Annotated in this window: 26 protein-coding genes and 1 tRNA gene; 11 read left to right on the top strand and 16 right to left on the bottom strand. The window is 37.5% G+C overall.

What is annotated here, in order from left to right; all coding sequences use genetic code 11:
* Position 1: 1 nt before the first annotated feature.
* Positions 2-445, bottom strand: a complete 444-nt coding sequence (locus tag HCO57_RS06745) for a retropepsin-like aspartic protease (RefSeq protein ID WP_167988380.1) — start codon at positions 443-445, stop codon at positions 2-4.
* 39 nt (positions 446-484) lie between these two features.
* Here HCO57_RS06745 and HCO57_RS06740 point away from each other — a divergent pair, with 39 nt between their 5' ends.
* The 8 genes from HCO57_RS06740 to HCO57_RS06705 all read left to right on the top strand — a co-directional run bounded on the left by HCO57_RS06740 (position 485) and on the right by HCO57_RS06705 (position 5,857).
* Positions 485-1,252: a TatD family hydrolase gene (locus HCO57_RS06740; RefSeq protein WP_167988379.1), complete on the top strand. Its 768-nt coding sequence runs from the start codon at positions 485-487 to the stop codon at positions 1,250-1,252.
* Positions 1,252-2,286, top strand: a complete 1,035-nt coding sequence (locus HCO57_RS06735; protein ID WP_167988378.1) for an asparaginase — start codon at positions 1,252-1,254, stop codon at positions 2,284-2,286. Before HCO57_RS06740 ends, HCO57_RS06735 begins: the two co-directional genes overlap by 1 nt.
* Positions 2,287-2,348: 62 nt before the next feature.
* A tRNA-Ser gene (locus HCO57_RS06730) sits at positions 2,349-2,436 on the top strand.
* Between the two features lie 78 nt (positions 2,437-2,514).
* Positions 2,515-3,249, top strand: a complete 735-nt coding sequence (locus HCO57_RS06725) for a MotA/TolQ/ExbB proton channel family protein (protein WP_167988377.1) — start codon at positions 2,515-2,517, stop codon at positions 3,247-3,249.
* Positions 3,250-3,279: 30 nt separating this feature from the next.
* Complete coding sequence (locus HCO57_RS06720) at positions 3,280-3,726, top strand: hypothetical protein (RefSeq protein ID WP_167988376.1); 447 nt, start codon at positions 3,280-3,282, stop codon at positions 3,724-3,726.
* Between the two features lie 12 nt (positions 3,727-3,738).
* Entirely contained in the window at positions 3,739-4,344 is a 606-nt protein-coding gene (locus tag HCO57_RS06715; protein ID WP_167988375.1) for an ExbD/TolR family protein, read from the top strand.
* 14 nt (positions 4,345-4,358) lie between these two features.
* The gene (locus HCO57_RS06710; RefSeq protein ID WP_136949435.1) at positions 4,359-4,841 is read left to right on the top strand and encodes an ExbD/TolR family protein; all 483 of its coding nucleotides are present in this window, start codon (positions 4,359-4,361) and stop codon (positions 4,839-4,841) included.
* A gap of 329 nt (positions 4,842-5,170) precedes the next feature.
* On the top strand, positions 5,171-5,857 hold the full coding sequence (locus tag HCO57_RS06705) for a porin family protein (protein WP_167988374.1): 687 nt from the start codon (positions 5,171-5,173) through the stop codon (positions 5,855-5,857).
* On the opposite strand, the gene HCO57_RS06700 is transcribed toward HCO57_RS06705, so the two are convergent.
* The 10 genes from HCO57_RS06700 to rplM form a co-directional block, all read right to left on the bottom strand.
* The gene (locus tag HCO57_RS06700) at positions 5,852-6,457 is read right to left on the bottom strand and encodes a hypothetical protein (RefSeq protein ID WP_136949437.1); all 606 of its coding nucleotides are present in this window, start codon (positions 6,455-6,457) and stop codon (positions 5,852-5,854) included. The two genes, HCO57_RS06705 and HCO57_RS06700, sit on opposite strands and share 6 nt — an antisense overlap.
* Positions 6,458-7,915 carry an RNA polymerase factor sigma-54 gene (gene rpoN / locus HCO57_RS06695; RefSeq protein WP_136949438.1) on the bottom strand — a complete coding sequence of 486 codons (1,458 nt, stop codon included), beginning with the start codon at positions 7,913-7,915 and terminating at the stop codon, positions 6,458-6,460. It abuts the gene before it with no gap.
* A gap of 40 nt (positions 7,916-7,955) precedes the next feature.
* Entirely contained in the window at positions 7,956-9,389 is a 1,434-nt protein-coding gene (gene asnS, locus HCO57_RS06690; RefSeq protein ID WP_167988373.1) for an asparagine--tRNA ligase, read from the bottom strand.
* A 71-nt stretch (positions 9,390-9,460) separates the two neighbouring features.
* Positions 9,461-11,857: an efflux RND transporter permease subunit gene (locus HCO57_RS06685; protein WP_167988372.1), complete on the bottom strand. Its 2,397-nt coding sequence runs from the start codon at positions 11,855-11,857 to the stop codon at positions 9,461-9,463.
* Positions 11,858-11,931: 74 nt separating this feature from the next.
* A complete protein-coding gene (frr, locus tag HCO57_RS06680) occupies positions 11,932-12,486 on the bottom strand; it encodes a ribosome recycling factor (RefSeq protein ID WP_167988371.1) in 555 nt (184 codons plus the stop codon).
* Between the two features lie 42 nt (positions 12,487-12,528).
* Complete coding sequence (gene pyrH / locus HCO57_RS06675; protein WP_136949442.1) at positions 12,529-13,236, bottom strand: UMP kinase; 708 nt, start codon at positions 13,234-13,236, stop codon at positions 12,529-12,531.
* Between the two features lie 122 nt (positions 13,237-13,358).
* On the bottom strand, positions 13,359-14,183 hold the full coding sequence (tsf, locus tag HCO57_RS06670) for a translation elongation factor Ts (RefSeq protein WP_136949443.1): 825 nt from the start codon (positions 14,181-14,183) through the stop codon (positions 13,359-13,361).
* A gap of 71 nt (positions 14,184-14,254) precedes the next feature.
* The gene (gene rpsB, locus HCO57_RS06665; protein ID WP_167988370.1) at positions 14,255-15,274 is read right to left on the bottom strand and encodes a 30S ribosomal protein S2; all 1,020 of its coding nucleotides are present in this window, start codon (positions 15,272-15,274) and stop codon (positions 14,255-14,257) included.
* Between the two features lie 222 nt (positions 15,275-15,496).
* Complete coding sequence (rpsI, locus tag HCO57_RS06660; protein ID WP_136949445.1) at positions 15,497-15,883, bottom strand: 30S ribosomal protein S9; 387 nt, start codon at positions 15,881-15,883, stop codon at positions 15,497-15,499.
* Positions 15,883-16,338, bottom strand: coding sequence for a 50S ribosomal protein L13 (rplM, locus tag HCO57_RS06655; protein WP_136949446.1), 456 nt, complete (start codon positions 16,336-16,338; stop codon positions 15,883-15,885). The genes rpsI and rplM overlap by 1 nt, the downstream gene beginning before the upstream one ends.
* A gap of 237 nt (positions 16,339-16,575) precedes the next feature.
* Between rplM and HCO57_RS06650 the strand changes: the two genes are divergently transcribed.
* Together HCO57_RS06650 and HCO57_RS06645 are read left to right on the top strand one after the other, a co-directional pair.
* Positions 16,576-19,251, top strand: coding sequence for a carbohydrate binding family 9 domain-containing protein (locus HCO57_RS06650; protein WP_167988679.1), 2,676 nt, complete (start codon positions 16,576-16,578; stop codon positions 19,249-19,251).
* A 60-nt stretch (positions 19,252-19,311) separates the two neighbouring features.
* Positions 19,312-19,809, top strand: a complete 498-nt coding sequence (locus HCO57_RS06645; protein WP_167988369.1) for a lipocalin family protein — start codon at positions 19,312-19,314, stop codon at positions 19,807-19,809.
* A 36-nt stretch (positions 19,810-19,845) separates the two neighbouring features.
* Here the strand turns inward: HCO57_RS06645 and hisC are convergent, their stop codons facing one another.
* The 5 genes from hisC to hppD all read right to left on the bottom strand — a co-directional run bounded on the left by hisC (position 19,846) and on the right by hppD (position 25,502).
* Positions 19,846-20,949 carry a histidinol-phosphate transaminase gene (hisC, locus tag HCO57_RS06640; RefSeq protein WP_167988368.1) on the bottom strand — a complete coding sequence of 368 codons (1,104 nt, stop codon included), beginning with the start codon at positions 20,947-20,949 and terminating at the stop codon, positions 19,846-19,848.
* A 1-nt stretch (position 20,950) separates the two neighbouring features.
* The gene (locus tag HCO57_RS06635) at positions 20,951-21,826 is read right to left on the bottom strand and encodes a flavin reductase family protein (RefSeq protein WP_167988367.1); all 876 of its coding nucleotides are present in this window, start codon (positions 21,824-21,826) and stop codon (positions 20,951-20,953) included.
* Positions 21,827-21,832: 6 nt separating this feature from the next.
* Complete coding sequence (fahA, locus tag HCO57_RS06630) at positions 21,833-23,053, bottom strand: fumarylacetoacetase (protein WP_167988366.1); 1,221 nt, start codon at positions 23,051-23,053, stop codon at positions 21,833-21,835.
* A 77-nt stretch (positions 23,054-23,130) separates the two neighbouring features.
* On the bottom strand, positions 23,131-24,288 hold the full coding sequence (locus HCO57_RS06625; protein ID WP_167988365.1) for a homogentisate 1,2-dioxygenase: 1,158 nt from the start codon (positions 24,286-24,288) through the stop codon (positions 23,131-23,133).
* Between the two features lie 83 nt (positions 24,289-24,371).
* A complete protein-coding gene (gene hppD / locus HCO57_RS06620; RefSeq protein ID WP_167988364.1) occupies positions 24,372-25,502 on the bottom strand; it encodes a 4-hydroxyphenylpyruvate dioxygenase in 1,131 nt (376 codons plus the stop codon).
* Positions 25,503-25,619: 117 nt separating this feature from the next.
* Here hppD and HCO57_RS06615 point away from each other — a divergent pair, with 117 nt between their 5' ends.
* Complete coding sequence (locus HCO57_RS06615) at positions 25,620-26,066, top strand: MarR family winged helix-turn-helix transcriptional regulator (protein ID WP_167988363.1); 447 nt, start codon at positions 25,620-25,622, stop codon at positions 26,064-26,066.
* Positions 26,067-26,182: the final 116 nt, after the last annotated feature.

The raw sequence follows: 26,182 nt of genomic DNA, 5'->3' as shown, positions 1-26,182 counted from the left end.
GTTACTTTCGTTTTTTTAGATAAAGACATTTTTTGTCATAATCTATAATTGCCCTTCCCTTTTTTAGGATGTCTGCACCAATAATGCCATCCACGGGAAGGGCATTATGGTTTAAAAGCGCTTGGTTAACGTGGCTCATATCAAAAAGTACGAAGTCTTGTTTGTTATAGGTCCATTTGCCAATTGCTATCGCGTTTTTTGTGCTTTTTAACGTTTCCATTTCTGTGCTACCTGCGCCGGCAGCCTTTATATCACTTTCTTCAGATATTAGTTTAAAATATTCCGCCTTGGCAATACCGAGACAGGTGTTAGAAGCACCAGTGTCTAGAATAAATCGACCAGTAATACCATTGATTTCCGCAGCAAGTACAAAATGATTGGTTTCGGTAAACGAAAGGGGAATACGATCGTAGTTTTTCGCCTTTAAAAATTTTTTCAAGCTCATCCTTTATAAAAGGTATAAAGATAAGGCTATTTTTGCCCCATGATTTTAACAGATACCCATACTCATTTATATAGTGAAGCTTTTGATGAAGATAGAGCTGAAATGATGCAACGTGCTATGGAAGCTGGAGTAGAACGCTTTTTTATACCCGCAATAGATGCTTCTTATACAGATGCTATGTATAAGTTAGAGCAATCGTATCCAGAACATATTTTTTTAATGGCAGGTTTACACCCTACACATGTAAAAGAAAATTATTTGGAGGAGTTGGCACATGTGGAGCAGCAATTAATAGATAGAAAGTTTTATGCTATAGGGGAAATTGGTATTGATTTGTATTGGGACAAAACTTTTTTAAAGGAACAACAAAATGCATTTAGGCAACAGATACACTTAGCGAAAAAGTACCAACTCCCTATTGTTATCCACTGCAGAGATGCTTTTGACGAGGTTTTTGAAATTTTAGAGGAAGAGAAAGGAGAAAATCTGTTTGGAATATTTCATTGCTTTACGGGTACAAAGGCACAAGCAGAAAAAGCAATTGGTTATGGATTAAAACTAGGCATAGGTGGAGTTGTGACTTTTAAAAATGGTAAAATAGATCAATTTCTAGCAGATATAGATTTAAAGCATATTGTTTTAGAAACAGATGCTCCCTATTTGGCGCCTACACCTTATAGAGGTAAAAGAAATGAAAGTGCCTATTTGCTTAAGGTAGCAGAAAAATTAGCAGACCTCTATAATATAAATGTTTTAGAGATAGCAAATGCCACTACAGCAAACTCAAAAGAGATATTTGGCGTATAATGGGAAAAAGAGCAAGGATATTACTGATTTACACCGGCGGTACTATTGGTATGGTTAAAGATTATGAAACAGGTGCATTAAAGGCGTTTAATTTTGATCAGCTCTTACAACGCATACCAGAATTAAATCAGATTGATTGCGAAATTAATTCGGTTTCTTTTGAAAAGCCCATCGACTCTTCTAATATGAATCCCGCATATTGGGTAAACATTGCAACTATTATAGAAGAAGGGTACAACGAGCATGATGGTTTTGTGGTGTTGCATGGGAGTGACACTATGAGTTATACAGCTTCTGCATTAAGCTTTATGCTAGAGCATTTGGCAAAGCCAGTAATATTAACAGGTTCGCAATTACCTATAGGAGATTTACGTACGGATGCAAAGGAGAATCTAATAACTGCGATACAAATTGCATCATTATGGCAAGACGGTGAGCCATTGATACAAGAAGTGAGTTTGTATTTTGAATATAAATTATACAGAGGTAACAGAACCATAAAAATGAATGCAGAACATTTTGAAGCATTCACGTCACCTAACTATCCTCCTTTAATGGAGTCAGGAGTGCACCTAAAGGCTCAATCTTCTTTTCTTTACAGACCAAAATCTAAGCGAAAAATTAAAGTGCATAAGCAATTAGATAGAAATGTAGCTGTGCTAAAAATTTTTCCAGGAATTACAAAAAGTTTATTTGAAGCAATAATACATACCGATGGATTACGGGTTTTAATTTTAGAAACCTATGGTGCGGGGAATGCGATGACGGACGATTGGTTTATAAAAGTGTTAAAAAATGCTAAGAAACTCGGTTTACATATTATTAATGTAACACAGTGTGCTGGTGGCGGCGTGGTCATGGGTCAATATGAGACGAGTGAATCTTTAAAACAATTACAACTAATTAGCGGTAAGGATATTACTACGGAGTCTGCAATTGCTAAGGCAATGTACTTGCTTGGGCAAAATGTAGATAAAGATTTGTTTAAATCAATTTTTGAGACGCCAATACGGGGTGAGATGTCCCAAAATTAACTCGACAAATTTTAGTAGTTAATAAATTTTTCGTTTATTGGTCGCCCTAAATAAGGGACTATAGAGAGGTGGCCGAGTGGTCGAAGGCGCACGCCTGGAAAGTGTGTATACACCAAAAGTGTATCGAGGGTTCGAATCCCTTCCTCTCTGCTGGGTAATTAAATTTTTTAATTACGAAATTTTTATATCTTTAACATTATTAACTAACTAAATTTAAGTTTGGACACAATGAAAAAAATATCCTTTTCTCTGGCTACTGCTGGAATGTTTATTTTAAGTACAACAACAGCTTCAGCAGCGTTGTTGCAAGATGAGGCAGCTGCAGAGGCTAGCAAACCTTTTACCCAAGTGTTGAAAGAGCAGTTCATTCAAGGTGGGCCAGTTTTTATGGGTATCGTATTATTATGTTTAATATTAGGTTTAGCGGTAGCTATTGAGCGTATCATTTACTTAAACCTAGCTACCACAAACTCGGCTAAATTAAAGCAACAAGTAGAAGATGCATTAGCTTCTGGCGGTGTAGAGGCTGCAAAAGAAGTTTGTCGTAACACAAAAGGACCTGTTGCTTCTATTTACTACCAAGGTTTAGATAGAGTTGGTGAAGGTTTAGAATCTGCAGAGAAAGCGGTGGTTGCTTACGGTGGTGTACAAATGGGTCAATTAGAGAAAAATGTTTCTTGGTTGTCTTTATTTATCGCTATTGCTCCTATGCTTGGGTTCATGGGTACCGTAATTGGTATGATTGCTGCATTCCAGAAAATTGCTGCAGTAGGTAACTTAAGTGCTTCTTTAATTGCTGGGGACATCCAGGTGGCACTTTTAACTACAGTATTCGGTTTGATTACTGCAATTATCCTTCAAATTTTCTACAACTACATCATTGCTAAAATCGATAGTATTGTAAATGACATGGAAGACTCTTCAATCTCTTTGATTGATATGTTGGCTGCCCATAAAAAGTAATCATTAACAATAATTAATTTATCGAGAGTTATGCATAAAATAATAAAATACGTATTGATTGTCATCGGTGTGGTAGCGGCAATAGCTAGCTTCTTCATGATGCCAGATCCAGCGGATCCAGAGGCAATCAATAGTGCAGGTATAAGCTTAATGTTTGCTCTTACATGGTTATTGCTAGCTGTTGCTACTGTTCTAGCTGTGTTTTGGGGACTTAAGAAAATGGTGACCACACCAGGTGGTCTTAAAAAGGCACTTTTCTCTATTGGTGGTTTGGCTGTATTATTCATCATTGGCTACGCTTTGTCTAGCGGTGATGAAGCGCAAACGGTGGTAGAGACTTTTAAAGGAAAAGATATTGAGCCTACAGCGGGTACGGTTAAAACTATTGGTATGTTATTAAACGTATTCTTTGGTATGACTGCCGTTGCTGTATTGCTTATGATTATTCCTGGGGTAAAGAAGTTAATCGGAAGATAAAAAAGTAATATTATGCCAAGAAGAAAAGGAGCACCAGAGGTTAATGCCGGTTCCATGGCGGATATTGCATTCTTACTACTTATCTTTTTCTTAGTAACTACTACTATAGAAACAGATGCAGGTTTGGATAGAATGTTGCCGCCAATTGATCCGCCAGATACTGATGTGGTGATAAAGCAGAAGAATATCTTTACCGTAAGTGTAAATAGGAACGGTCAAATGTTGGTAGAAGACAATTTGATGGAACTTAAAGATTTACGTGAAGCTGCAATTGCCTTTTTGGAGAATGGCGGAGATGGTTCTTGCAATTACTGTAAAGGTAAAAAAGACCCAACCTCTTCTGATAATCCAACAAAAGCAATTATTTCTCTAAAGAATGATCGTGAAACAAAGTACAGCACGTATATAACAGTTCAGAATGAATTGGTAGGAGCTTACAACGATTTACGAAATAGAGAGGCACAGCGCTTATTCGGTAGAGATTTTACAGATATGGAATCTGAGTTTTTGAATCCAGAAACTCCTGAATCTGTAAAAGATGACCTTAAGGAAAAGGTGACCCGTATCCAGGATTTGTTTCCACAGAAATTGTCCGAGGCAGAGACATCTAGTAACTAATAAAATTATTGTAAATGTCTAAGTTTGCTAAGAAAAAAGATGGTGATGTACCAGCGGTTTCTACCGCTTCTTTACCAGATATCGTTTTTATGTTGTTATTCTTCTTTATGACGGTAACAACAATGAAGGACAGCTCTTTGTTGGTACAAAATACCTTACCTAACGCATCAGAGATTAAAAAGTTAGAAAAAAAGGATCGTATTATATACATTTTTGTGGGTAAGCCAACACAGGAATACCAAAGTGTTTACGGTACGGAGCCTAAAATTCAGCTTAATGATAAGTTTGCGAATGTAAATGAGGTTGGGGACTATATTCTAGCTGAGCGTGCAAAAAAGCCACAAGAATTACAGAATGTACTAACTACTGCTTTAAAGGTAGATAAGGAAGCCAATATGGGGCTTATCTCTGATATAAAGCAGGAGCTTAGAAAAGTGAATGCACTTAAAGTGAATTACACTACTTATGAAGGAGACGCCTTCAATAATTTAAATTAATAAGTAGTTAAGTTAATATAAAAAGCATCCCAAGTGGGATGCTTTTTTGTTTGGTATAAAACGCTTTATAAATTGTGCTTGTATTAACATTCAGTGATTTTTTTCATACAAATTAAGTTTCTAAAGATAATGCAGTAAGGGTTTACATGATATAATAAAAGTTTTGTTAGTGAAGTATTAGGTCTATGTTTGTGGAGGTATTAGTGCTGAGTTTCCTTTTAAAATAATGATACCAATAAAGAAGAGTTCTCATATAAATTAAAATCACTGTCCTAGGGTTATTATATATTGTAGCTATTCTTCTGTACTTTTATGTCATATTAAATGGTATGTATAGAATTACTAGTTTTTTAATTTTAATGTTTACGGTAGTTGGGTTAGAGGCTCAAATTGCAAATGAAGCTGTAGCTGATACTAAATATCGAGAGGATCAATTTAACGTTGCAGTTTGGTATAATTTACTACAAGATAAACCCTCTGGCGTGGTACAGTCTAACCTTTCCTATGGGGTTCAAATGGCGTTTATTAGAGATTTCCCTTTAAATAATAGACGTAATTTTGGGTTAGGTCTGGGTACTGGTATAAGTACCAATTCGTACTATAGCAACATTGTAGCTGTTGATAATGGAAATAATTTTATTACCTATTCAATTGATGCAACAGACAATTTAAAACGCAGTAAATTGGAAACTTACGGTGTTGAATTTCCATTGGAACTTAGATGGCGTTCTTCCACAGCTACGGAATACAAGTTTTGGCGTGTCTATACGGGTATAAAAGCAAGTTATTTATTTGCTACGCGGTCAAAAGCGGTTTTTGAAGAAGGTAAGAGCGTCTTTTACAATCCTAATGTTAGGCAATGGCAATATGGTTTAAATTTAAACTTTGGTTATAATACATGGAATCTACACGTGTATTATGCGTTAAGTAATTTGTTAGATGGTAATGCCATCTTAGAAGGCCAGCCAATTACCGTAAAACCTTTAAGGGTCGGGCTTTCGTTTTATATTTTATAACCAATATTTATAGGTAAAAAGCTGGGCACAGCTGCCCAACAAAAAACCCAGTATAAGTTCTGTAGGTGTATGGGCCTTCATATACAATCTAGAAGTTGCCACCATTCCGCAAAATAAGGTTAGTAAAGAGATGGCTAAGGTAATATTTATTTCAAAGTGTATGCTTAAGCCAATAAGGTAGGCTAAAATACTTCCCATACCGAGCATATGTATGCTAGACTTTACTTTAAAAAATAACATAATTAGAGTAGCAAAAGAGCCGATAAGAAGCCCTACAAAAAAGTAATATAGCTCGTTTATATAATTAAGAGGTATTACCTTATATAAAATCATTAGGTAAATTATCATGCTCAAATACAACGGATATTTGCGCTCGGCTAAGGTGTCTGCAAAAATGGTTTTAATGAGTCCCATATTTCTAAGAATAAAGTAGAAAATTATGGGTATGATAACAGTGAGAATAAAAATGGGCAAAATATTACCGCTTTGTAACTCTAGTGAATTGAACTTAGGAGTTACTAAGAAATAGGCCACTGTGCCACCTATTGGTATAAATAAAGGATGAAAAAGGTAAGAAATAAAGCGGAGTAAAACCTGCATCTAAATTTCCTTTCTAAGTCTTGCCACAGGTAATCCTAATTGTTCTCTGTATTTAGCTACGGTACGTCTAGCTATGGGATAGCCTTTTTCTTTGAGTATTTTGGCTAGTTTGTCATCGGTCAATGGTTTCTTTTTGTCTTCTTCTTTTATAACCGTCTCTAATATTTTTTTGATTTCTTTGGTTGATACATCTTCTCCTTGTTCATTTTTCATGGACTCAGAAAAGAATTCTTTAATTAGTTTGGTGCCGTAAGGTGTATCTACATATTTGCTATTAGCAACTCTAGAAACGGTAGAGACATCCATTTCTATTTCATCTGCAATATCTTTTAAAATCATGGGTCTAAGTTTCCTTTCGTCCCCAGTAATAAAATATTCTTGCTGGTAATTCATTATGGCACTCATCGTCACAAAAAGCGTTTGTTGCCTTTGTTTTATAGCGTCTATAAACCATTTAGCAGCATCCAGTTTTTGCTTAATAAAAAGCACTGTGTCTTTTTGACTTTTACTTTTTTCTTTCGCATTTTTATAGCCTTCTAGCATATGGGTGTATTCTTTGGAAACATGCAGTTCTGGGGCATTTCTCCCATTTAAACTTAGTTCCAATTCACCATCTACTATTCTTATACTAAAATCTGGTACAACGTGCTCAACGATACGAGTATTGCCTGCGTAAGAACCGCCGGGCTTTGGATTCAAGCGTTCAATTTCACTGATAGCTTCTTTAAGTTCTTCTTCGGTTACGCTATGCTTAGTGATTAACTTTTTATAATGCTTCTTGGAAAACTGCTCAAAAGATTTTTCTATTATGGATATGGCTAGTTGTACGTCTGGTGTCTGTTCTTTTCGTTTCAATTGTAAAACCAAACATTCGTCCAATGATCTTGCTGCGACTCCAGGAGGATCTAAGGACTGTACTGTTTTCAAAACATTTTCTACCGTAGCTTCGTCCGTATAAATGTTTTGAGTAAAGGCTAAATCGTCAATAATATCCGTGAGTGGTCTGCGAATGTATCCGCTCTCATCGACGCTGCCTACTAAAAATTCAGCAATGGCCCATTCTTGGTCGTTTAAATATACGGTGCTTAACTGATTTAGAAGGTATTGGGTAAAAGATGTGCCTGCTGCATAAGGTATGCTTTTCTCATCATCATCTGCGCTATAATTACTGGTTTGGGTGCGGTAATCTGGTACTTCATCATCACTTAAGTAGTCATCTATATTAATGTCTTCAGCAGCAATAGTTTCACTATCTTGGGTATCATCATAACTATCTTCAAACCCATCAGAAAGCTCGCCACTTTCTTCCTTGCCACTTTCTAAGGCAGGATTTTCTTCTAGCTCTTGTTTTAACCGTTGTTCAAAAGCTTGCGTGGGCAATTGTATCAGTTTCATTAACTGAATTTGCTGTGGAGATAGCTTCTGAGAAAGTTTAAACTGTAGATGCTGTTTTAACATAAATATGCGTTCCTTTACTTATAAAAATAAAGAATTAGACTTAAAATTCAGCATTTTGTGGAGTCCTAGGAAAAGGAATCACGTCTCTTATGTTCCCCATACCGGTAACAAATAATACTAAACGTTCAAATCCAAGACCAAAACCACTGTGGATGGCGGTGCCAAATTTACGTAACTCTAAATACCACCATAGCTCTTCTTCTTCAATACCTAGTTTAGCCATTTTTTCTTTTAGTACGTCTAAACGCTCTTCTCTTTGCGCACCACCCACTATTTCACCGATGCCTGGGAATAAAACATCCATAGCTCTAACCGTTTTACCATCTTCATTTAAACGCATGTAAAAAGCTTTGATATTTGCAGGATAATCAAACAAAATTACGGGGCATTTAAAGTGTTTTTCTACCAAATACCTTTCGTGCTCACTTTGCAAGTCAGCACCCCATTCTTCAATGATATAATCGAATTTTTTCTTTTTGTTAGGTTTGCTGTTTCTAAGAATATCTATGGCTTCTGTGTAAGAAACTCGTTTAAAATTATTCTCCGCAACAAACTTTAGTTTTTCTATTAAAGCCATTTCGCTGCGCTCTGCTTGTGGCTTACTCTTTTCTTCGTCTAATAAACGTTGTTCTAAGAATTTTAAGTCGTCTTCACAGTTTTCTAAAACATAGCTGATAACCCATTTAATAAAGTCCTCGGCTAAGTCCATGTTGGCATCTAAATCGTAAAATGCCATTTCTGGCTCTATCATCCAAAACTCTGCTAGGTGTCTAGAAGTATTGGAGTTTTCTGCACGGAATGTAGGTCCAAAAGTATATACCTTACCAAGACCCATTGCGTATGCTTCTGCTTCTAATTGACCGGATACGGTTAGGTTGGTTTCTTTACCAAAAAAGTCTTCTTTGTAATCCACATTGCCCTCTTCTGTTACTGGTGGATTTTTGGCATCTAAAGTAGTTACACGGAACATCTCTCCCGCACCTTCTGCATCAGAACCTGTGATAATAGGGGAGTGCATGTAGTAAAAACCATTTTGCTGAAAATAGCTATGTATGGCAAAAGACAAGGCAGAGCGTAAACGCATTACAGCAGAAAAAGTGTTGGTGCGCACACGTAAATGAGCCTTTTCTCTTAAAAATTCTAGAGAATGTTTTTTAGGTTGAATGGGATAGGTTTCAGGATCTGCAGAACCGTGCACAAAGATATCTTTTACTTGAATTTCTACTCTTTGTCCTCTACCTTGACTCTCTACAAGTTCTCCTTTTACCCTTACCGCAGAGCCTGTGGTAATCGATTTTATCAGTTCTTCATCAAAATTTTCGAAATCTACCACACACTGTATATTGTTAATGGTAGAACCATCATTTAGTGCTATAAACCTATTGCTTCTAAAAGTTCTTACCCATCCTTCAATTTGTACATCTTGTGATGCAGGTTCTGTGTTCAATAGTTCACGTACTGATAATCGAGCCATAATCCTAAATTAATTTAAGCTTCAAAGATAGTTTTTTAGTAAAATTCAAAAGGAGAAAAGCCTAGAAAATTCTAAGCTTGTTCATTCTCATCGTCTGGTAACGGTAGCACCCTAATTTGCGGTTTCTTTAAGGTCTTTTTATTGGCAATGTTACGCTCCAAACTCAATAGCAAAGAAGGTAATAAGATTAAATTAGCCAACATTGCAAAAAGTAAGGTGGCCGACACTAAGCCGCCCATGGCCTGTGTACCTCCAAAACTAGAAATGATAAAAACTGAAAACCCAAAGAATAAAACAATAGAAGTGTAAAACATGCTTACGCCGGTTTCTCTTAAGGCGTTGTACACAGATTTCTTTATTTGCCATTTATTGGCGACTAATTCTTGCCTATACTTGGCCAGAAAGTGGATGGTGTCATCCACGGAAATACCAAAGGCAATACTAAAAATTAAGATAGTAGAAGGTTTTATGGGAATGCCTAAATATCCCATTAGTCCTGCCGTAATTACCAAGGGCAGCAAGTTAGGAACTAGCGAAATCAATATCATTCTAAACGAGCGGAATAAATACGCCATAAAAATGGAAATTAAACCAATGGCTAAGGCTAGGGAAATAAGTAGGTTTTTAATAAGATATTTGGTGCCCTTTAAAAACAGAATTGCTTTTCCTGTAATGTACACATTAAAACGCTCTGAAGGGAATATTTTGGCTATGGATTGGAGCAAGTCTTGCTCAATTTCTTCCATGCGTGGCGTCTTAACATCGCGCATAAAAGTGGTCATCCTAGCTACTTGCCCGGTACTATCTACAAAACTTTCCAACAAATTTGCATTTCCAGAAGAGTTTTTGGCCATGTCTAGAATAAAGGTGTTTTCTTGGGAAGTTGGCAGTTGATAGTATTTTGGTATGCCATTGTAAAAAGCTTGTTTGGAATACTTGGCTAAGTTGACCACAGAAACTGGAGTAGATAATTCTGGAATTTCTTCTATTTCATTAGCAATCTTATCCATACGGCGAAGGTTGGCCAGTTTTAGTACGCCGTTCTTCTTTTTGGTGTCGACCACCACTTCTACTGGCATTACACCTTTAAATTCTTGTTCAAAAAACCGAATGTCTTTGAAGAAATTAGCTTCTTTGGGTAAATCTTCTATTCTACTTCCCGTAATTTCTATTTGATAAATACCGATAATGCTCACCACTAAAACAGCTACAGCGGTAAAGTAAACTGCTATTCTATGGTGGCGCACCACTTTTTCCATCCAACCTACAAATTTATCTATCCACTTTTTATTTAAGTGTTTTAAATGTTTCTCTTGCGGTATAGCCATAAAGCTATAAATGATTGGAATAATCATCAACGAAAGCAAAAAAATAGAAATGATATTTATAGAAGCCACAATACCAAACTCTTTAAGTAAATCGCTATCCAAAATGATGAACGTTGCAAAACCAAGTGCCGTAGTGACATTGGTCATTAGGGTGGCGTTACCAATTTTAGAGATAACACGTTGTAACGATTTAGCTTGATTGCCGTGCTTTTTTACCTCTTGTTGGTATTTATTAATTAAAAATATACAGTTGGGGATACCAATTACAATAATTAGTGGGGGAATCAGTGCGGTTAGTATGGTAATTTCATACTTTAACAGACCAAGAATACCAAAAGCCCACATAACCCCAATCACAACCACGAACATAGATATAAAAGTGGCGCGGAAGCTTCTAAAAAAGAAAAAGAAAATAATAGAGGTAACTAATAACGCAGCAAGAATAAAATTACCAATTTCATCTATAATTATTTTGGAATTCCATGTTTTAATATAAGGCATCCCAGAGACTTTAATGTCCATTCCCGTCTCATTCTCAAAATTGGTTACTAAATTTTCTAAATCGGATAGGATAAACTCATTACGGACATTTGTATTTAGAATTTCTTTGTCTAAATAAATAACGGAGCGTACGGTGCCAGTTTCCTTGTTAAAAAGAAGGTTTTGATAAAAAGGCATTTGTTCAAATAAATGCGTTTTTATACGGTCTACTTCCTTTTGAGTTTTAGGTGGATTTTTAAATAAAGGTTTTAGCGTAAACTGAGAAGTAGTAGTGTCCTTTACTAATTCTTGTAAATTTTGTGTGGAAACTACTGAGCTAACTTCCGGAATGGCTTGAAATTGTTTACTTAATTTATTCCACCTATTAAAAAAAGTGGGAGTAAACAGGGCTGAATCTTGAACCGCAACTACGATGGCATTATCCTCTTGGCCAAAAATAGAAACAAATTCGTTATATTGTAATGTCTCTGGATGGTCGTCTGGTAAAACGCTGGCTTCTGTATTAGAAAACCGCATATTTTTCCATTGCGTACCAAGAAAAATGGTTGTCCCAACGATAGCAATTAAAATTAAAATTCTATTACGAAGTATTAATCTTGCTACTGCGGACCAAAATCCTTCCGTTATCCTTTTTACCATGCTTTTCTAAATCAGCGGCAAAGGTAGAAAATAGTAATGTAAGCTGCCTATAGAAGCAAAGGTTTTAACCTAAGTTAAACCTTCATTATTTCTGCCTCTTTTACGGTTAGGATACCTTCTATTTTCTTTATGTACGTATCGGTGAGTTCTTGAACGTCTACCTCTGCATTGGCCAATAAGTCTTCAGAAATATCTAGCTTTTTTAATTCTTTATTGGCCTCTTGTCTAGCGCTTCGTATACCAACTTTGGCGTCTTCTGCTTCTGCCTTAGCTTGTTTTGCCAATTCCTTTCTACGCTCTTCCGTTAAAGGAGGTACATTTATAATAATATTTTCACCATTATTCATAGGGTTAAAACCAAGGTTGGCATTCATAATGGCTTTCTCAATTTCTCCCAATAAGTTTTTTTCCCACGGTTGTACAGAAATGGTTCTACCGTCAGGGGTGTTTACGTTAGAAACTTGAGATAATGGAGTCATAGATCCATAATATTCTACCATAACAGAAGAAAGCATTGCTGGGCTTGCTTTGCCAGCTCTAATTTTTACTAATGATTTTTCTAAGTGTGCTATAGCAGCATCCATACCTTCTTTAGTGCTGTCTAGAATAAATGTAATCTCCTCGTTCATATTTATATATTTTAGCAAGTGGCTTGCAACTTTAATACCAAATTAGTTATTTACTACGGTGCCAATATTTTCTCCGGAAACAATTTTCATTAAATTTCCTCTCGTGTTCATATCAAAAACTACAATAGGTAGTTCATTTTCTTGGCTTAATGTAAAAGCGGTAGTGTCCATTACCTTAAGTCCTTTGGCAAGAACCTCGTTAAAAGAAAGTGTATCAAATTTAGTAGCGGTTTTATCTTTTTCTGGATCGGCAGTATATATGCCATCTACTCTTGTTCCTTTTAGAATCACATCAGCCTTTATTTCAATAGCTCTAAGAACTGCGGCAGAATCGGTGGTAAAATAAGGATTGCCAGTGCCTCCGCCAAAAATAACGACACGACCTTTTTCTAAGTGTCTCATGGCTCTTCTGCGAATAAAAGGTTCGGCAACTTCATTAATTTTAACAGCAGATTGTAAACGAGTTTCTACACCCGCAATTTCTAAGGCGCTTTGCAGAGCAAGACCATTAATTACAGTGGCAAGCATACCCATGTGGTCTCCTTGAACGCGATCCATCCCTTCACTTGCACCTTTAAGGCCTCTAAAAATGTTGCCTCCGCCAATTACAATTGCAACTTCTACGCCTTTAGCTATAACAGCTTTTATGTCCTCTGCATACTCTTTTAAGCGTTTAGCATCTATTCCATAGTTCTGCTCTCCCATGAGGGCTTCACCGCTTAACTTTAATAAAATTCTTTTGTATTGCATGGACAGGTTTTTAAAATCCGAACAAAAATAATCAAAATTATTATTGTGTTTCGCCTAGAATTTAGGTCAAAAAAAAGCCTTGGAACAATCCAAGGCTTTTGTATGTGTTTTATAGGTAATTATTAACCTAAAGCAACTCTTTTAAAGTCAGTAACAGTTAAGTCTGCATCTACAGATTTTACGTAATCTGCAACGCTCTGCTTGTTGTCTTTAATGAATGCTTGGTTAACCAAGGTGTTGTCTTTAAAGAAACGATTTAATTTACCTTTAGCGATATTATCTAACATTGCTTCTGGTTTGCCTTCTTGACGCAACTGGTCTTTAGCAATTTCTATTTCTTTGTCTATGATAGATTGATCAACACCATCTTCATTTAAGGCAACCGGATTCATTGCAGCAGCTTGCATAGCTACATCTTTAGCTGCTTCTTCCGCACCATCGACATTTTTAGACAAGCCAACTAAAGTAGCAATCTTGTTCCCAGCATGGATGTAAGAACCTACAAAGGCAGCGTCTAATTTCTCAAAACTACCGATTTCTATTTTCTCACCAATAACACCTGTTTGCTCAGTTAATTTATCTGCAACGCTTGTACCGTTAAAATCTGCGGCAAGGAAAGCATCTTTAGAATCGTAACCTAATGCCAATTCTGCCAATTGGTTAGCCAAGTCTACGAAACCATCGTTTTTAGCAACGAAATCAGTTTCACAGTTCAAAGAGATAACAACACCACTTGTTTTTGCATCATTAACTTTTGCAATAGCAGCACCTTCAGAAGACTCTCTGTCTGCTCTTTTGGCAGCAACTTTTTGTCCTTTTTTTCTAAGGATTTCAATTGCTTTGTCAAAATCACCTTCTGCTTCTACTAATGCCTTTTTGCAGTCCATCATGCCTGCACCTGTGGCTTTTCTTAATTTATTTACTTCAGCGGCTGTAATCTTTGCCATGTGTTTCGTTTTTGAATATTATGTGTAAAGTAAAACACAAACTTTGTGTTTTGTTTTAGGACAATGTTAAATTACTCTTCTGAGTCTTCTATACCTCCAGATACGCTATCTTGCCATGCCTTAAGCTCGTCCCACTTGCCATCTGCAGCCATTTGCGCTTGTTTAGGCCAAGAAGCTGGCTCTAAATGAGCTAATCTTGGGCTTGCATCTGTAAGGATGGTTTTAATTTGGGCAGGCTCAGCTTTTGCCAAATCAGCATAAGTAGCTATGCCAGCAGCAACTAAAGCTTCTGCAGCTTTAGGGCCTACACCTTCTACTTTAGTTAAATCGTCACCAGCTTTTGTAGCTTTAGCTTTTTTTCCTTCTTTAGCAGGAGCATCTTCTTTAGAGGTTTGCTTTTCTGCCTTGCGCTCAGCTAAACCTTCTGCGATAGATTTTGTTACTTCTGATAAAATGATTTCAATAGATTTACCAGCATCGTCATTAGCAGGGATGATGTAATCAATTGGTCTTGGGTCAGAGTTCGTATCAACCATTGCAAAGATTGGAATGTTCAATTTCAAAGCTTCTTTAACGGCGATGTGCTCACGCATTGTATCTACGATGAAAATAGCCCCAGGTAAACGAGTCATGTCAGAAATAGAACCCAAGTTCTTGTCTAATTTTGCTCTTAAACGGTCTACTTGTAAACGTTCTTTTTTAGATAAAGTGTTGAAAGTACCATCCTTCTTCATTCTATCAATAGAAGCCATTTTCTTAACAGCTTTACGGATAGTAACAAAGTTGGTTAACATACCACCTGGCCATCTTTCTGTGATGTATGGCATGTTTACAGCAGATACTTTGTCTGCAACAATGTCTTTTGCTTGTTTTTTAGTCGCTACAAAAAGAATCTTACGGCCAGAAGCGGCTATCTTCTTAAGAGCTTCTTGCGCCTCATCTAATTTAGCAGCAGTTTTGTAAAGATTGATAACGTGGATACCGTTACGCTCCATGTAGATGTAAGGAGCCATGTTTGGATTCCACTTTCTTGTAAGGTGTCCAAAATGTACACCTGCCTCTAAAAGGTCTTTTACTTCAATGTTTGCCATTTTTTGTTTTCTTAGTTTACGTTCCGTTGAGATAGCAATGTTTAGGTGGTCTGTATTTATACTTCGCCCTACACATTTAGATGCTAAACTAATTTCCAAAAAGCTGTTTTTCCTTTTGGAACAACGACAACTTTTGTTTTTTATAAAATTATACCCGAAGGGTAAACCTCGGGATTTTCAATGAACTGTATATAAAAAGCACGGTTTCCCGTGCTTGAAATATTAACGTTTAGAGAACTGGAATTTCTTACGAGCTTTCTTCTGACCAAATTTCTTACGCTCTACCATTCTTGGGTCACGAGTTAGTAAGCCTTCTGGTTTTAGAACTGTACGATTTTCTTCATTGATTTCGCACATAGCTCTAGACAAAGCTAATCTTATAGCTTCTGCTTGTCCAGTAATACCACCGCCGTATACGTTAACTTTAACATCGTAAGTATCTACGGTTTCAGTTAAAGTAAATGGCTGCTTAACTTTATACTGCAATGGAGCAGTAGTAAAGTATTCTTCTAAAGATTTTTTGTTTACTGTGATGTCGCCCTTACCCTCAGAAAGGTAAACACGTGCAACAGCAGTCTTTCTTCTTCCTATTTTATGAATTACCTCCATTAGTTGAATTCATTTAAATTAATTGCTCTTGGCTTTTGTGCTTCTTGGTTGTGCTCAGCACCTGCATATACTTTTAGGTTACGGAATAACTCTGCACCTAATTTGTTTTTTGGTAGCATCCCTTTTACAGATTTCTCAATCAAACGCTCAGGGTATTTCTCTAACAACTCGCTAGCACTGGTAGAGCGTTGTCCGCCAGGGTAGCCTGTGTAACGCAAGTAAGTTTTTTCAGCCCACTTGTTTCCTGTTAATTGTATCTTTTCAGCATTAACAACAATAACATTATCTCCACAGTCCACATGGGGAGTAAAGTTGGTCTTATGCTTTCCTCTAAGGATTTTGGCAACTTTAGAGGCCAACCTTCCCAAGGTTTCTCCTTCTGCATCTACCAGTAACCACTCCTTATTAACTGTGGCCTTATTGGCAGATATTGTTTTGTAACTTAATGTATCCACTTCTATGAAATCGTATTAGTTTTCAATTCCTTCCCAAATAACGGGCTGCAAATGTACAATTATTAGATTGAATTACAAATGCTTGTAGGTAATTATTTTTTAAGCGCACAAAACTAAGCTTTTTAGTTTGATATAATTGTTCTAATGTTAAATAAAACTTAAAGAATTACAAATGCTGTAACAATCAAAAACAGAACGGGTCTTTGTTGGTACATCAATCAAAAAACGAACAACGTGATAAATTACTTCAAAAGTGCTGTATTGGCAGCACTTGTCTGCAGTCATGCTTTTGCGCAGCAACAAGAAGAAGCACCAATAAGTAGGAAAGACAGTTTGCAGCAGACTATAGTTACAAAAAAAATATATGTTACCAAACCAATAGAAACCCCACCTAATATAGATGGTGTTTTAGATGAGGGCATCTGGGGTGTTGTAGAATGGGCTACGGATTATATCGAAAATCAACCAGATGAAAATACACCCCCAAGCCACCAAACCAAGTTTAAGATTATTTACGATGCCAAATACCTCTACATAGGTGTTCGTTGTTTAGACGATGAGCCCGATAAAATTGTAAAACGCTTGTCTAGACGAGATGGTTTTGATGGAGACTGGGTAGAGTTTAATATAGATAGTTACCATGATAAACGTACCGCTTTTTCTTTTACGGTAACCGCTGCAGGGGTAAAGGGGGACGAATTTATTTCGAATAATGGTAATAATTGGGATGCGAGTTGGAATCCTATTTGGTACACTAAAACCAACGTGGATGATGAAGGTTGGACCGCAGAAATAAAAATACCTTTGAGTCAGCTTAAATTTGGAGATGCACCAGATCAGGTATGGGGCCTCCAATCCACAAGACGTTATTTTAGGGGAGAAGAACGTTCTTTATGGCAACGAAAACCTGTGGACCAGCCGGGTTGGGTAAGTGAGTTTGGCGAACTTCATGGATTAAAAAATCTTGAGCCTCAAAAACAGCTAGAAATACAGCCTTACACCGTTGCTAAAGGTGAAACCTACGAAGCAGAAGAGGGGAATCCGTTTAGAGATGGAGACGATACCAATATTACCGTTGGTCTAGATGCTAAAATTGGAGTTACTAACGATTTAACATTGGATTTAACCGTAAATCCAGATTTTGGTCAAGTAGAAGCAGACCCATCTGCCATTGCTTTAGACGGTTTTCAGATATTCTTTCAAGAGCAGCGTCCGTTTTTTGTAGAAAACAAAAACATCTTTGACTTTCGGGTTTCCAATTCTGAGGCAGGTAACACTTTTGGTTCTGATAACGTTTTTTACTCTAGACGTATTGGTAGAACACCACATGGTTTTCCAGATGTAGGAGATGGTGAATTTGCCAATGTGCCAGATAAAACACCAATTATAGGTGCGGCCAAATTTAGTGGTAAAACAAAAGATGGTTGGGCTATTGGTGTTTTAGAAAGCGTAACGGCAAAAAGATTTGCCACGATAGATGCGAATGGGGATAGAAGAAAGGAGATAGTAGAGCCACTTACCAATTATTTTGTAGGGCGTTTACAAAAAGATTTTAACGAGCGCAATTCTTATGTGGGTGGTATTTTTACCGCTACCAACCGTGCAGATTTACCAGAAAGTTTAAACTTTTTGCACACTTCGGCATATACGGGAGCACTAGATTTTAAACATCAATGGAATAATAGGGATTGGTATGTTGGCGGTAATGTTGTTTTTAGCCATGTAAAAGGAAGCGAGGAAGCCATTCTCAATACGCAACAAACCATTAGGCATTTGTTTCAGCGAGTTGGTGCAGACCATTTAGAGGTAGATGAAAATAGAACATCATTAACCGGAACCGCGGGGAATATTCAGTTAGGGAAAGTAGGTAACGGCCATTGGAAATTTGAAACAGGCGGCACGTGGCGCTCCCCTGAATTGGAATTAAATGATATTGGGTTTCAAAGAGAATCAGACGATATTAGGCATTATACGTGGATTGGTTATCAAACGTTAAAACCAGATAGTACTTTTAGGCGTGTGGGTATCAATTACAACCATTGGTCTGCATGGGATTTTGGGGGCAATCATAATTATTTGCAGTTCAATACCAATAGTTGGCAAAACTGGAAAGGGAATTGGTTTTCAAACGTAGGTTTTAACTATGCTCCCATACAGTATTCTAACTTTGCACTTAGAGGTGGTCCAAGGTTAAAACGTTCTCCATGGGTGAGTTTCTGGAATGGTATAAATACGGATAACAGAAAAAAAATTCGTTTCAACGTATTTCATAATGGACGCAAAGCGTTCGATAATTCACTTAATACCTACTACGTAGAAGCGGGCTTTACCTATCAACCTATAAATGCTTTACGTATTTCCGCTTATCCTTCTTACCAAATAAATAATGATAAATTACAGTTTGTAGATAATTTAGAAGTGGGGGGCGAAACAGTATATCTAAATGGGGCAATAGAACAACGAACTTTAAGCATGTCTTTTCGTTTAAATTATACTATTAACCCTAACTTAACCATACAATATTGGGGACAACCTTTTATTTCTAGAGGGAGATATGCTAGTTTTAAAAATGTTACCAATCCTGTTGCCGATACTTTTGAAAATAGATTTGAAGCTTACACACCGCAGCAAATTAATTTGGTAGATGATACCTACCAAGTGGATACGGATTTAGACGGTACTACCGATTTTAGTTTTGGTAATCCTGATTTTTCTTTTGTACAATTTAGGTCTAATTTGGTATTACGCTGGGAGTATATTCCTGGTTCCGAGATTTTCTTGGTTTGGTCTCAAGATGTATCTAGGTCTGGTGACCCAATGGCTGGTCTACTAGACGACTTGGACAACAATGTTTTTGGCCAAACACCACAAAATATCTTTTTGCTTAAAGCTACCTACCGTTTTGTTTTTTAGTAGTTAAGCACTTTTTCTTAGTTTTTTTCGTTCTTAGAGCAATTCATAAATTAATTTAAGATGAAAAAGAACTTCTTTTTGAGTGCTTTTGCGGCTTTGGTATTATTCTCTTGTTCTAATGATGAAGACGATTCTGGCATGGACAGCCTGGCTGTAAGTCCTATTGTTGGTACTTGGTTAATGACCGATGTGCAAATAGAGGAAGAAAATTCTACACAATTGAATTTATTCGAGGAGATCGTGGATGAATTGAATGCGGAAAACTGTGCGTTGTTGACTTTTGAATTTGATGCTGAAGGTTCCGTTACAGCTACTGATAAGATATCTTTTTTAGAGGTAAATTCTGGTCCTACAGGCTTAGATGTTCCTTGCCCAACCCAAAGCGATACGGAAACTTCTGTTTGGCGTTTAGAAGGAGACCAGCTTACCTTTATAAATGAAGATTTAGAAGAAGAAACAATTACAGTGCAAATAGATGGTGATACAATGGTTGTGGCCGGTAATGAATTTGATGATGAAAATTTAACTGAGGCTACGATAATTTTTACAAAGCAATAGATAAAACCTATCTAAATTGAAAAAGTAAAACCCGAGCTAGTCTCGGGTTTTTATATTTTCAAGTGCCTTGATCAAGGCTAAATTTGCCTCTTTATTGCCAATACTTATACGTACTTTGCCTGGAGCGCCAAACTGTGTTACGGGTCTTACCATGATTCCTTCTTGCATCATTTTATCTGTAAATTCCATTTCTGGCAATGGTGGTTCTATGATAAAAAAGTTCGCTTGGCTAGGCCAATATTTTATGTTGAGTTCCTCAAATGCATCTACAATCATTTTTCTGCCTTCTTTAATCGTTTTTACCGTCTCGGAAATGAATTCGTGGTCATTTAAAGCGCCAATAGCCGCTTCTATGGATGTTATGGGCAATAAAAACGGTTTGTGAATTAATCGCAGGTAATTAGCAATAGTTGCCGTGGTATACCCATAGCCAATACGTAAGCCTGCTAATCCATAGGTCTTAGAAAAACTGTTTAGCCCAATTACGCTGTATCCTTGTTTTACATAGTGCAATGCGGTAACATAATCTTCTGCATCTGCAAAATGCCGGTATACTTCATCTATAACCACCAGAATGCTTTTCGGTACGCGTTTTAAGAATTCATCCAAAACCAACTTTGGAATATATGTCCCCGTAGGATTGTTGGGTGTGGTTAAAAAGATAACCTTGGTTTTGGCCGTAATGGCATTTAAGATGCCTTCTACATCTAACTCGTAATTAGGTGCTTTCAAGGGTACATCTATTTGCTTGCTACCGTACCATCTAGAAAAAACAGCATACGGTAAGAAGCAGGGGTTAGAAAAAATTACCTCATCACCCTCTCGAACAAATGCCCGTAAAAGCATATCTATAACCTCGGAGCCACTATTTCCTGTGATAAATTGGTCCGCTGTAATTTCATTGTTAAAATCTGCTGTAAGTGCTTCCCGTAATCGTATATCCGTTTGATCTGGATAAAGGACTACTTTGTCTAGTATTGCTTTAGCGGCTCTAACGGCTTTTGGGGATGCCCCAAGCGGATTCTCATTGGAAGAGAGTTTGTATATTTTTTTGTTGCTTGGCGGTATGTTTTTGCCGCCTTTATATACCTCCTTGGGTTGTAAAAACGGTTTAAAACTGCTCGTAATATCGTTGTTCATCTTAGTTGTTTAGTGTTTCGGCATGTAGTAATAGTGCCATCGCTTTGATGGTGTTACCTTCTTCTAGAATGGATTTTGCTAGTTGGTGAATTTCTATTTTGGTAGCTGGCAGGTCCATTTCTTTAACTATGGAATTTATCAAATCTGCAGTAGGCAAAGCTTCCATATTGCCCAATCGTCCTAAATTATTTCCTGTTAATACACTACTATTACGTATACCTTCTGGCAATGCATCTACGCCAATGCCAAGTGTTCGTATGGGTTTTGGTATCTCAAAAAGGGCCTCGCCATTGGCATGTACATAATGGCTGCCTCCCATACGCCCAACCAAATCTAATTTGGTAGTATCTAATTGCCCATTGGTAAGATAATCTTCGTTTAGGTGCACATTTACTACTTTGGCAATGACCAAATTTCCTGCTCCTGGCGTTTGTGCTAGCTCTATAACTTCTTGTACGGTGCATTCCAAGGCAACGGGGGCTTCCGCAACTCGGGGTGGTCTTATTTTTTCTGAAGGAGATTGGGTAAAGCCAGCTTTTTCAAATTCGTTTACACCTTTGGCATATGCTGTACTGGCGAGCGACATTTGCTCCACCATTGCGTGATTAACAATATTGATAGTTACTTCTGGTACCTCAACTACATTCTCGTGTGTGTGTTTAAGACTGTTGTCTCTTCCAGAACGTGCTGGAGAAAATATAAGAATAGGCGGATTGGAACTAAATACGTTAAAAAAACTAAACGGACTTAAATTTACCTTGCCTTCTTTGTCTACCGTACTAGCAAAGCAAATAGGTCTAGGTGCAACTGCTGTTAAAAGTATATTATGTAGCTCTGGTTGCGATATGCTGTTTGGGTCAATAGTTTTTATTGCCATACCTCTTTATTTTGTAGGTAAAACCTTTGTACTAACTTTACCAAAACCAATACGTTTCCCCTCTTTTTCTGCATACCCACGCATGGTTACCGTATCGCCATCATGTATAAATTTACGTTCCGTACCATCTTTAAGTTGTACAGGTTTGGTACCCATCCAAGCTAGTTCTAACATGGATCCGTAGCTATTTTCATCTTTTCCAGAAATGGTGCCAGATGCCATCATATCCCCAACATGTAGGTTGCAGCCGTTAACTGTATGGTGAGCCAGTTGTTGGGTCATGTTCCAATACATGTATTTAAAATTACTTTGGCAGATAGTAGTTTCTTCTCCATTTTCGGGAGTTAAAGAAACCTCTAGGTGAATATCATAATTTTTTGAGCCCTCATACTCTAAATACGGAAGTACTTTGGGTTCTTGTGTTGGACCTTGGACTCTAAATTGGTCCAATGCTTCTAAAGTGACAATCCATGGAGAAATGGAAGAGGCAAAATTTTTGGCCAAAAAGGGTCCTAATGGAACATATTCCCATTTTTGAATGTCACGAGCGGACCAGTCATTGAATAATACCAGTCCAAAAATATAGTCTTCTGCTTCACTGGTTGTAATAGCGTCGCCCATTTGTGTGTTCTTGCCGACAATAAAGCCCATTTCCAACTCAAAATCTAACCGCTGCGTAGGCCCAAATATGGGTTGGGTGGCATCTTTGGGTAGGGTTTGTCCTTTAGGTCTGTGTATGGGTTGCCCACTTACCACAATGGAACTAGCTCTACCGTGATACCCAACGGGGATATGTTTCCAGTTGGGTAAAAGCGCATTTTCTGGGTCGCGAAACATCTTACCGACATTAGTGGCATGCTCAATGCTTGAGTAGAAATCAGTATAATCCCCAACGCAAACCGGCATGTGCATTTGAGCTTCTGTTTGGAGCACAAAAAGCTCAGGCTTATTGGCCAAAACGGAATTATCGTCCTGCAACCAAGCTTGAATATCGGTTCTAACTTTAGAAGTGATTTCTTTTCCAAGAGCAATGAAATCATTTAGGTCTGACCGTTCTAAAACCGCTGTATTAAAATTGAATACATCTAATTCTGCAACAGCTGCTAAGTCTAGAATATGGTCGCCAAAGGCAACGCCCGCTCTAGGGCTTCTATCTTTAGTAGAAAAAATGCCAAAAGGAATATTATGAATGCTAAAATCTGAATTAGCGGGTATGTTTATTATCATAGTTTTATATTCATTTCTGCTGTTGCAGAAAACATTACTTAATTTAACCGTGTTTGTGCTATTGTTGGAAAACTTAATTATTCCACCCAAGACTTGTAGTATGCCCCATCATCTATCTTTAAGGCATTTTCTGTAACCATTAAGGGTTTAAACGTATCTATCATAACGGCTAATTCTTCAGTACCTTTTTTGCCAATGCTTGCTTCGTACGTGCCGGGGTGTGGTCCATGGGGTATACCAGCTGGATGCAGGGAAATATAACCTGGTCCAATACCTGTTCTACTCATAAAATCTCCATCTACATAATATAAAACCTCATCAGAATCTATATTGGAATGATTGTAAGGTGCGGGTATGGCCTTTGGATGATAATCGTACAAACGTGGACAAAAAGAGCAGACCACAAAAGCGTTGGTTTCAAAGGTTTGGTGTACTGGAGGTGGTTGGTGAACACGGCCCGTAATGGGCTCAAAATTGTGTATACTAAACCCGTAAGGAAAATTATAACCATCCCAGCCCACAACATCAAAAGGGTGTGTAGCGTAGACTAAGCTATGCAACATGCCTTGTTTTTTAATTTTAAGCGTGAAGGCTCCCTTCTCATCAAAACTTTGTAAATCTTGTGGCAATTTATAATCGCGCTCACAAAAGGGCGAATGTTCTAACAATTGCCCAAACCAATTACGATACCTTTTAGGGGTGTAAATAGGCGAAAAGGATTCCGCAAAAAGAATTCTATTGTCTTCCGTATCAAAATCTATTTGGTAAATCATTCCTCTGGGAATGATTAAATAATCGCCATATTCAAAAGGAATGTTTCCCAAAAAAGTACGTAACGTTCCAGAACCTTTATGAATAAAAAGCATTTCGTCTGCATCTGCATTTTTATAGAAATACTCCGTTAACGATTTTTTAGGGGCTGCCAAGCCTACATGCACATCACTATTTACCAATAAAGGTTCACGAGCTTCTAGATAATCGTCCTTGGGAGCAACATCAAATCCAATAAATTTACGGGAGGTAATGTTTTTGGCTACTGCTATTTTTGGAGCTACATCTACAGCTTTACCAATTTCTTTTACTTGGGTAGGCCGGTGAATGTGATAGGATAGGGAACTCATACCATCAAACCCAATGGTGCCAAACAGTTGCTCATAATACAAGCTGCCATCTGGTTTAGTAAACTGGGTATGGCGTTTAGGAGGTATTTTTCCAAGTTTGTGATAGATAGGCATATGTTTTTAGTTAAAAGGTTTTGTTGGGCAATTGGCATTAAGTTACGGAAAACTAGAACGCCAATTGCGCAATGGTAACCAAATTAATGTAAGGTTCCTCTTAGTTCTTGTTCACGCTCAATAGCTTCAAACAAGGCTTTAAAATTACCTTTGCCAAAAGATTGTGCGCCTTTACGCTGTATAATCTCAAAAAACATGGTAGGTCTTGGTTCTACTGGTTTTGTAAAGATTTGTAGCAAGTAGCCTTCATCATCACGGTCTACCAATATGCCTAATTCTTTTAACGGAGCAATATCCTCATCAATCTCACCTACACGGTCGGTTACCACATCATAATACGTGTCTGGCACTCGTAAAAATTCTACGCCTCTAGAACGTAAGTCACGTACCGTTTTAATAATATCATCGGTGGCAACCGCAATATGTTGTACGCCTTCACCCTCATAAAAATCTAAATATTCTTCTACCTGAGATTTTTTCTTCCCTTCTGCAGGTTCGTTTATCGGGAATTTAATACGGCCGTTACCATTACTCATTACTTTGCTCATTAAGGCAGTATACTCTGTAGAAATGTCATTATCGTCAAAAGAAAGTATGTTTTTGAAGCCCATCACCTGCTCGTAGAAGTTTACCCAGTGATTCATTTTGTTCCACCCTACATTACCTACCATGTGGTCTACATATTTTAAACCAGTTGGGGCCGGGTTGTAATCTGGTGTTTCCCACTTGGTAAAGCCCGGTAAAAAAGTACCGTTGTAATCTTTGCGCTCTACAAACATGTGCACGGTTTCACCATAGGTGTAAATGCCCGCACGCACTACTTTGCCATTGGCATCTTCTTCCGTAATGGGTTCTTGATAGGACCTTGCACCTTTTTCCATGGCGGTATTGTACGCTTGTGTAGCATCTTCTACCCATAGGGCAACCACCTTGACGCCATCGCCATGTTGGTCTATGTGTTTGCCAATGGTTGTACCACTTTTTAATGGAGAAGTAAGTACCAATCTAATTTTATCTTGTACCACAACATAACTTTCGCGGTCTTTTAAGCCAGTAGCCAAGCCCGCGTGGGCTAAGGATTGAAAACCAAAGGCGGTTTTGTAGTAGTGTGCAGCTTGTAAGGAATTACCAACATAAAGTTCTACGTAATCCGTTCCGTTAATAGGCATAAAGTCCTGCTCCGTATATTGTTTTTCTAGTGTATTTGCTTCCATATTGCAGTAGTTTTAGCTTAATACTATCAATTAATTGTTGTTGATGCAACAAAATTAAAAGAAAAATTGAATCACGCTAGGATTTTGTAGAAATTTTAGGTTAAATTTTGCGGTAGTATGTTGAACAAGATTGATGAAATTCACGGCATAGGCCTACACCTAGATTTGGTACTAAGAAAAATACAAGATGCTTATTTGCGGGCCTTTGATAATTTGGATGTACACATAACCATAGAACAATGGGTTATAATGCACCAGGTATATAACATGGGCGAAGAGGCCTCCCAAAGTGAAATAACCCAGCTTAATTTTAGAAATAGAGCCACAATTTCTAGGGTTATTGGAGGTTTAGAACGAAAAGGGTGGATTAAAAAAACGCGTTTTGAAGGGGATTTAAAACGATTTAAATTAGAGCTAACCACTGTAGGGGCAGAAATTGTGGACAAGGTTTTGCCAGAAGCTTTACGTTTGCGTAGGCTGGCCGTAAAAGATATGAATCCTACTGAATTTGCAAACTTTTTAAAGGTCCTGGATACGTTGGGTGCTAATTATGAAGCCAGTTGATAACTTTCCTGTCGCTTCGGTATAAACCTGACAATCGTCATAGTTAACCTCTGCGATTTACTAGAATTTTGAAATGGTATTTTTCTTTAGATTATGGGTTAATCACCTATAGTCTA

The sequence above is a fragment of the Croceivirga sp. JEA036 genome (assembly GCF_011882165.1).
In the GTDB taxonomy this organism is placed as follows: Bacteria; Bacteroidota; Bacteroidia; order Flavobacteriales; family Flavobacteriaceae; genus Croceivirga.
The sequence above is the reverse complement of the archived record's forward strand: the minus strand, read 5'-3'. Positions and strand labels throughout refer to the sequence as shown.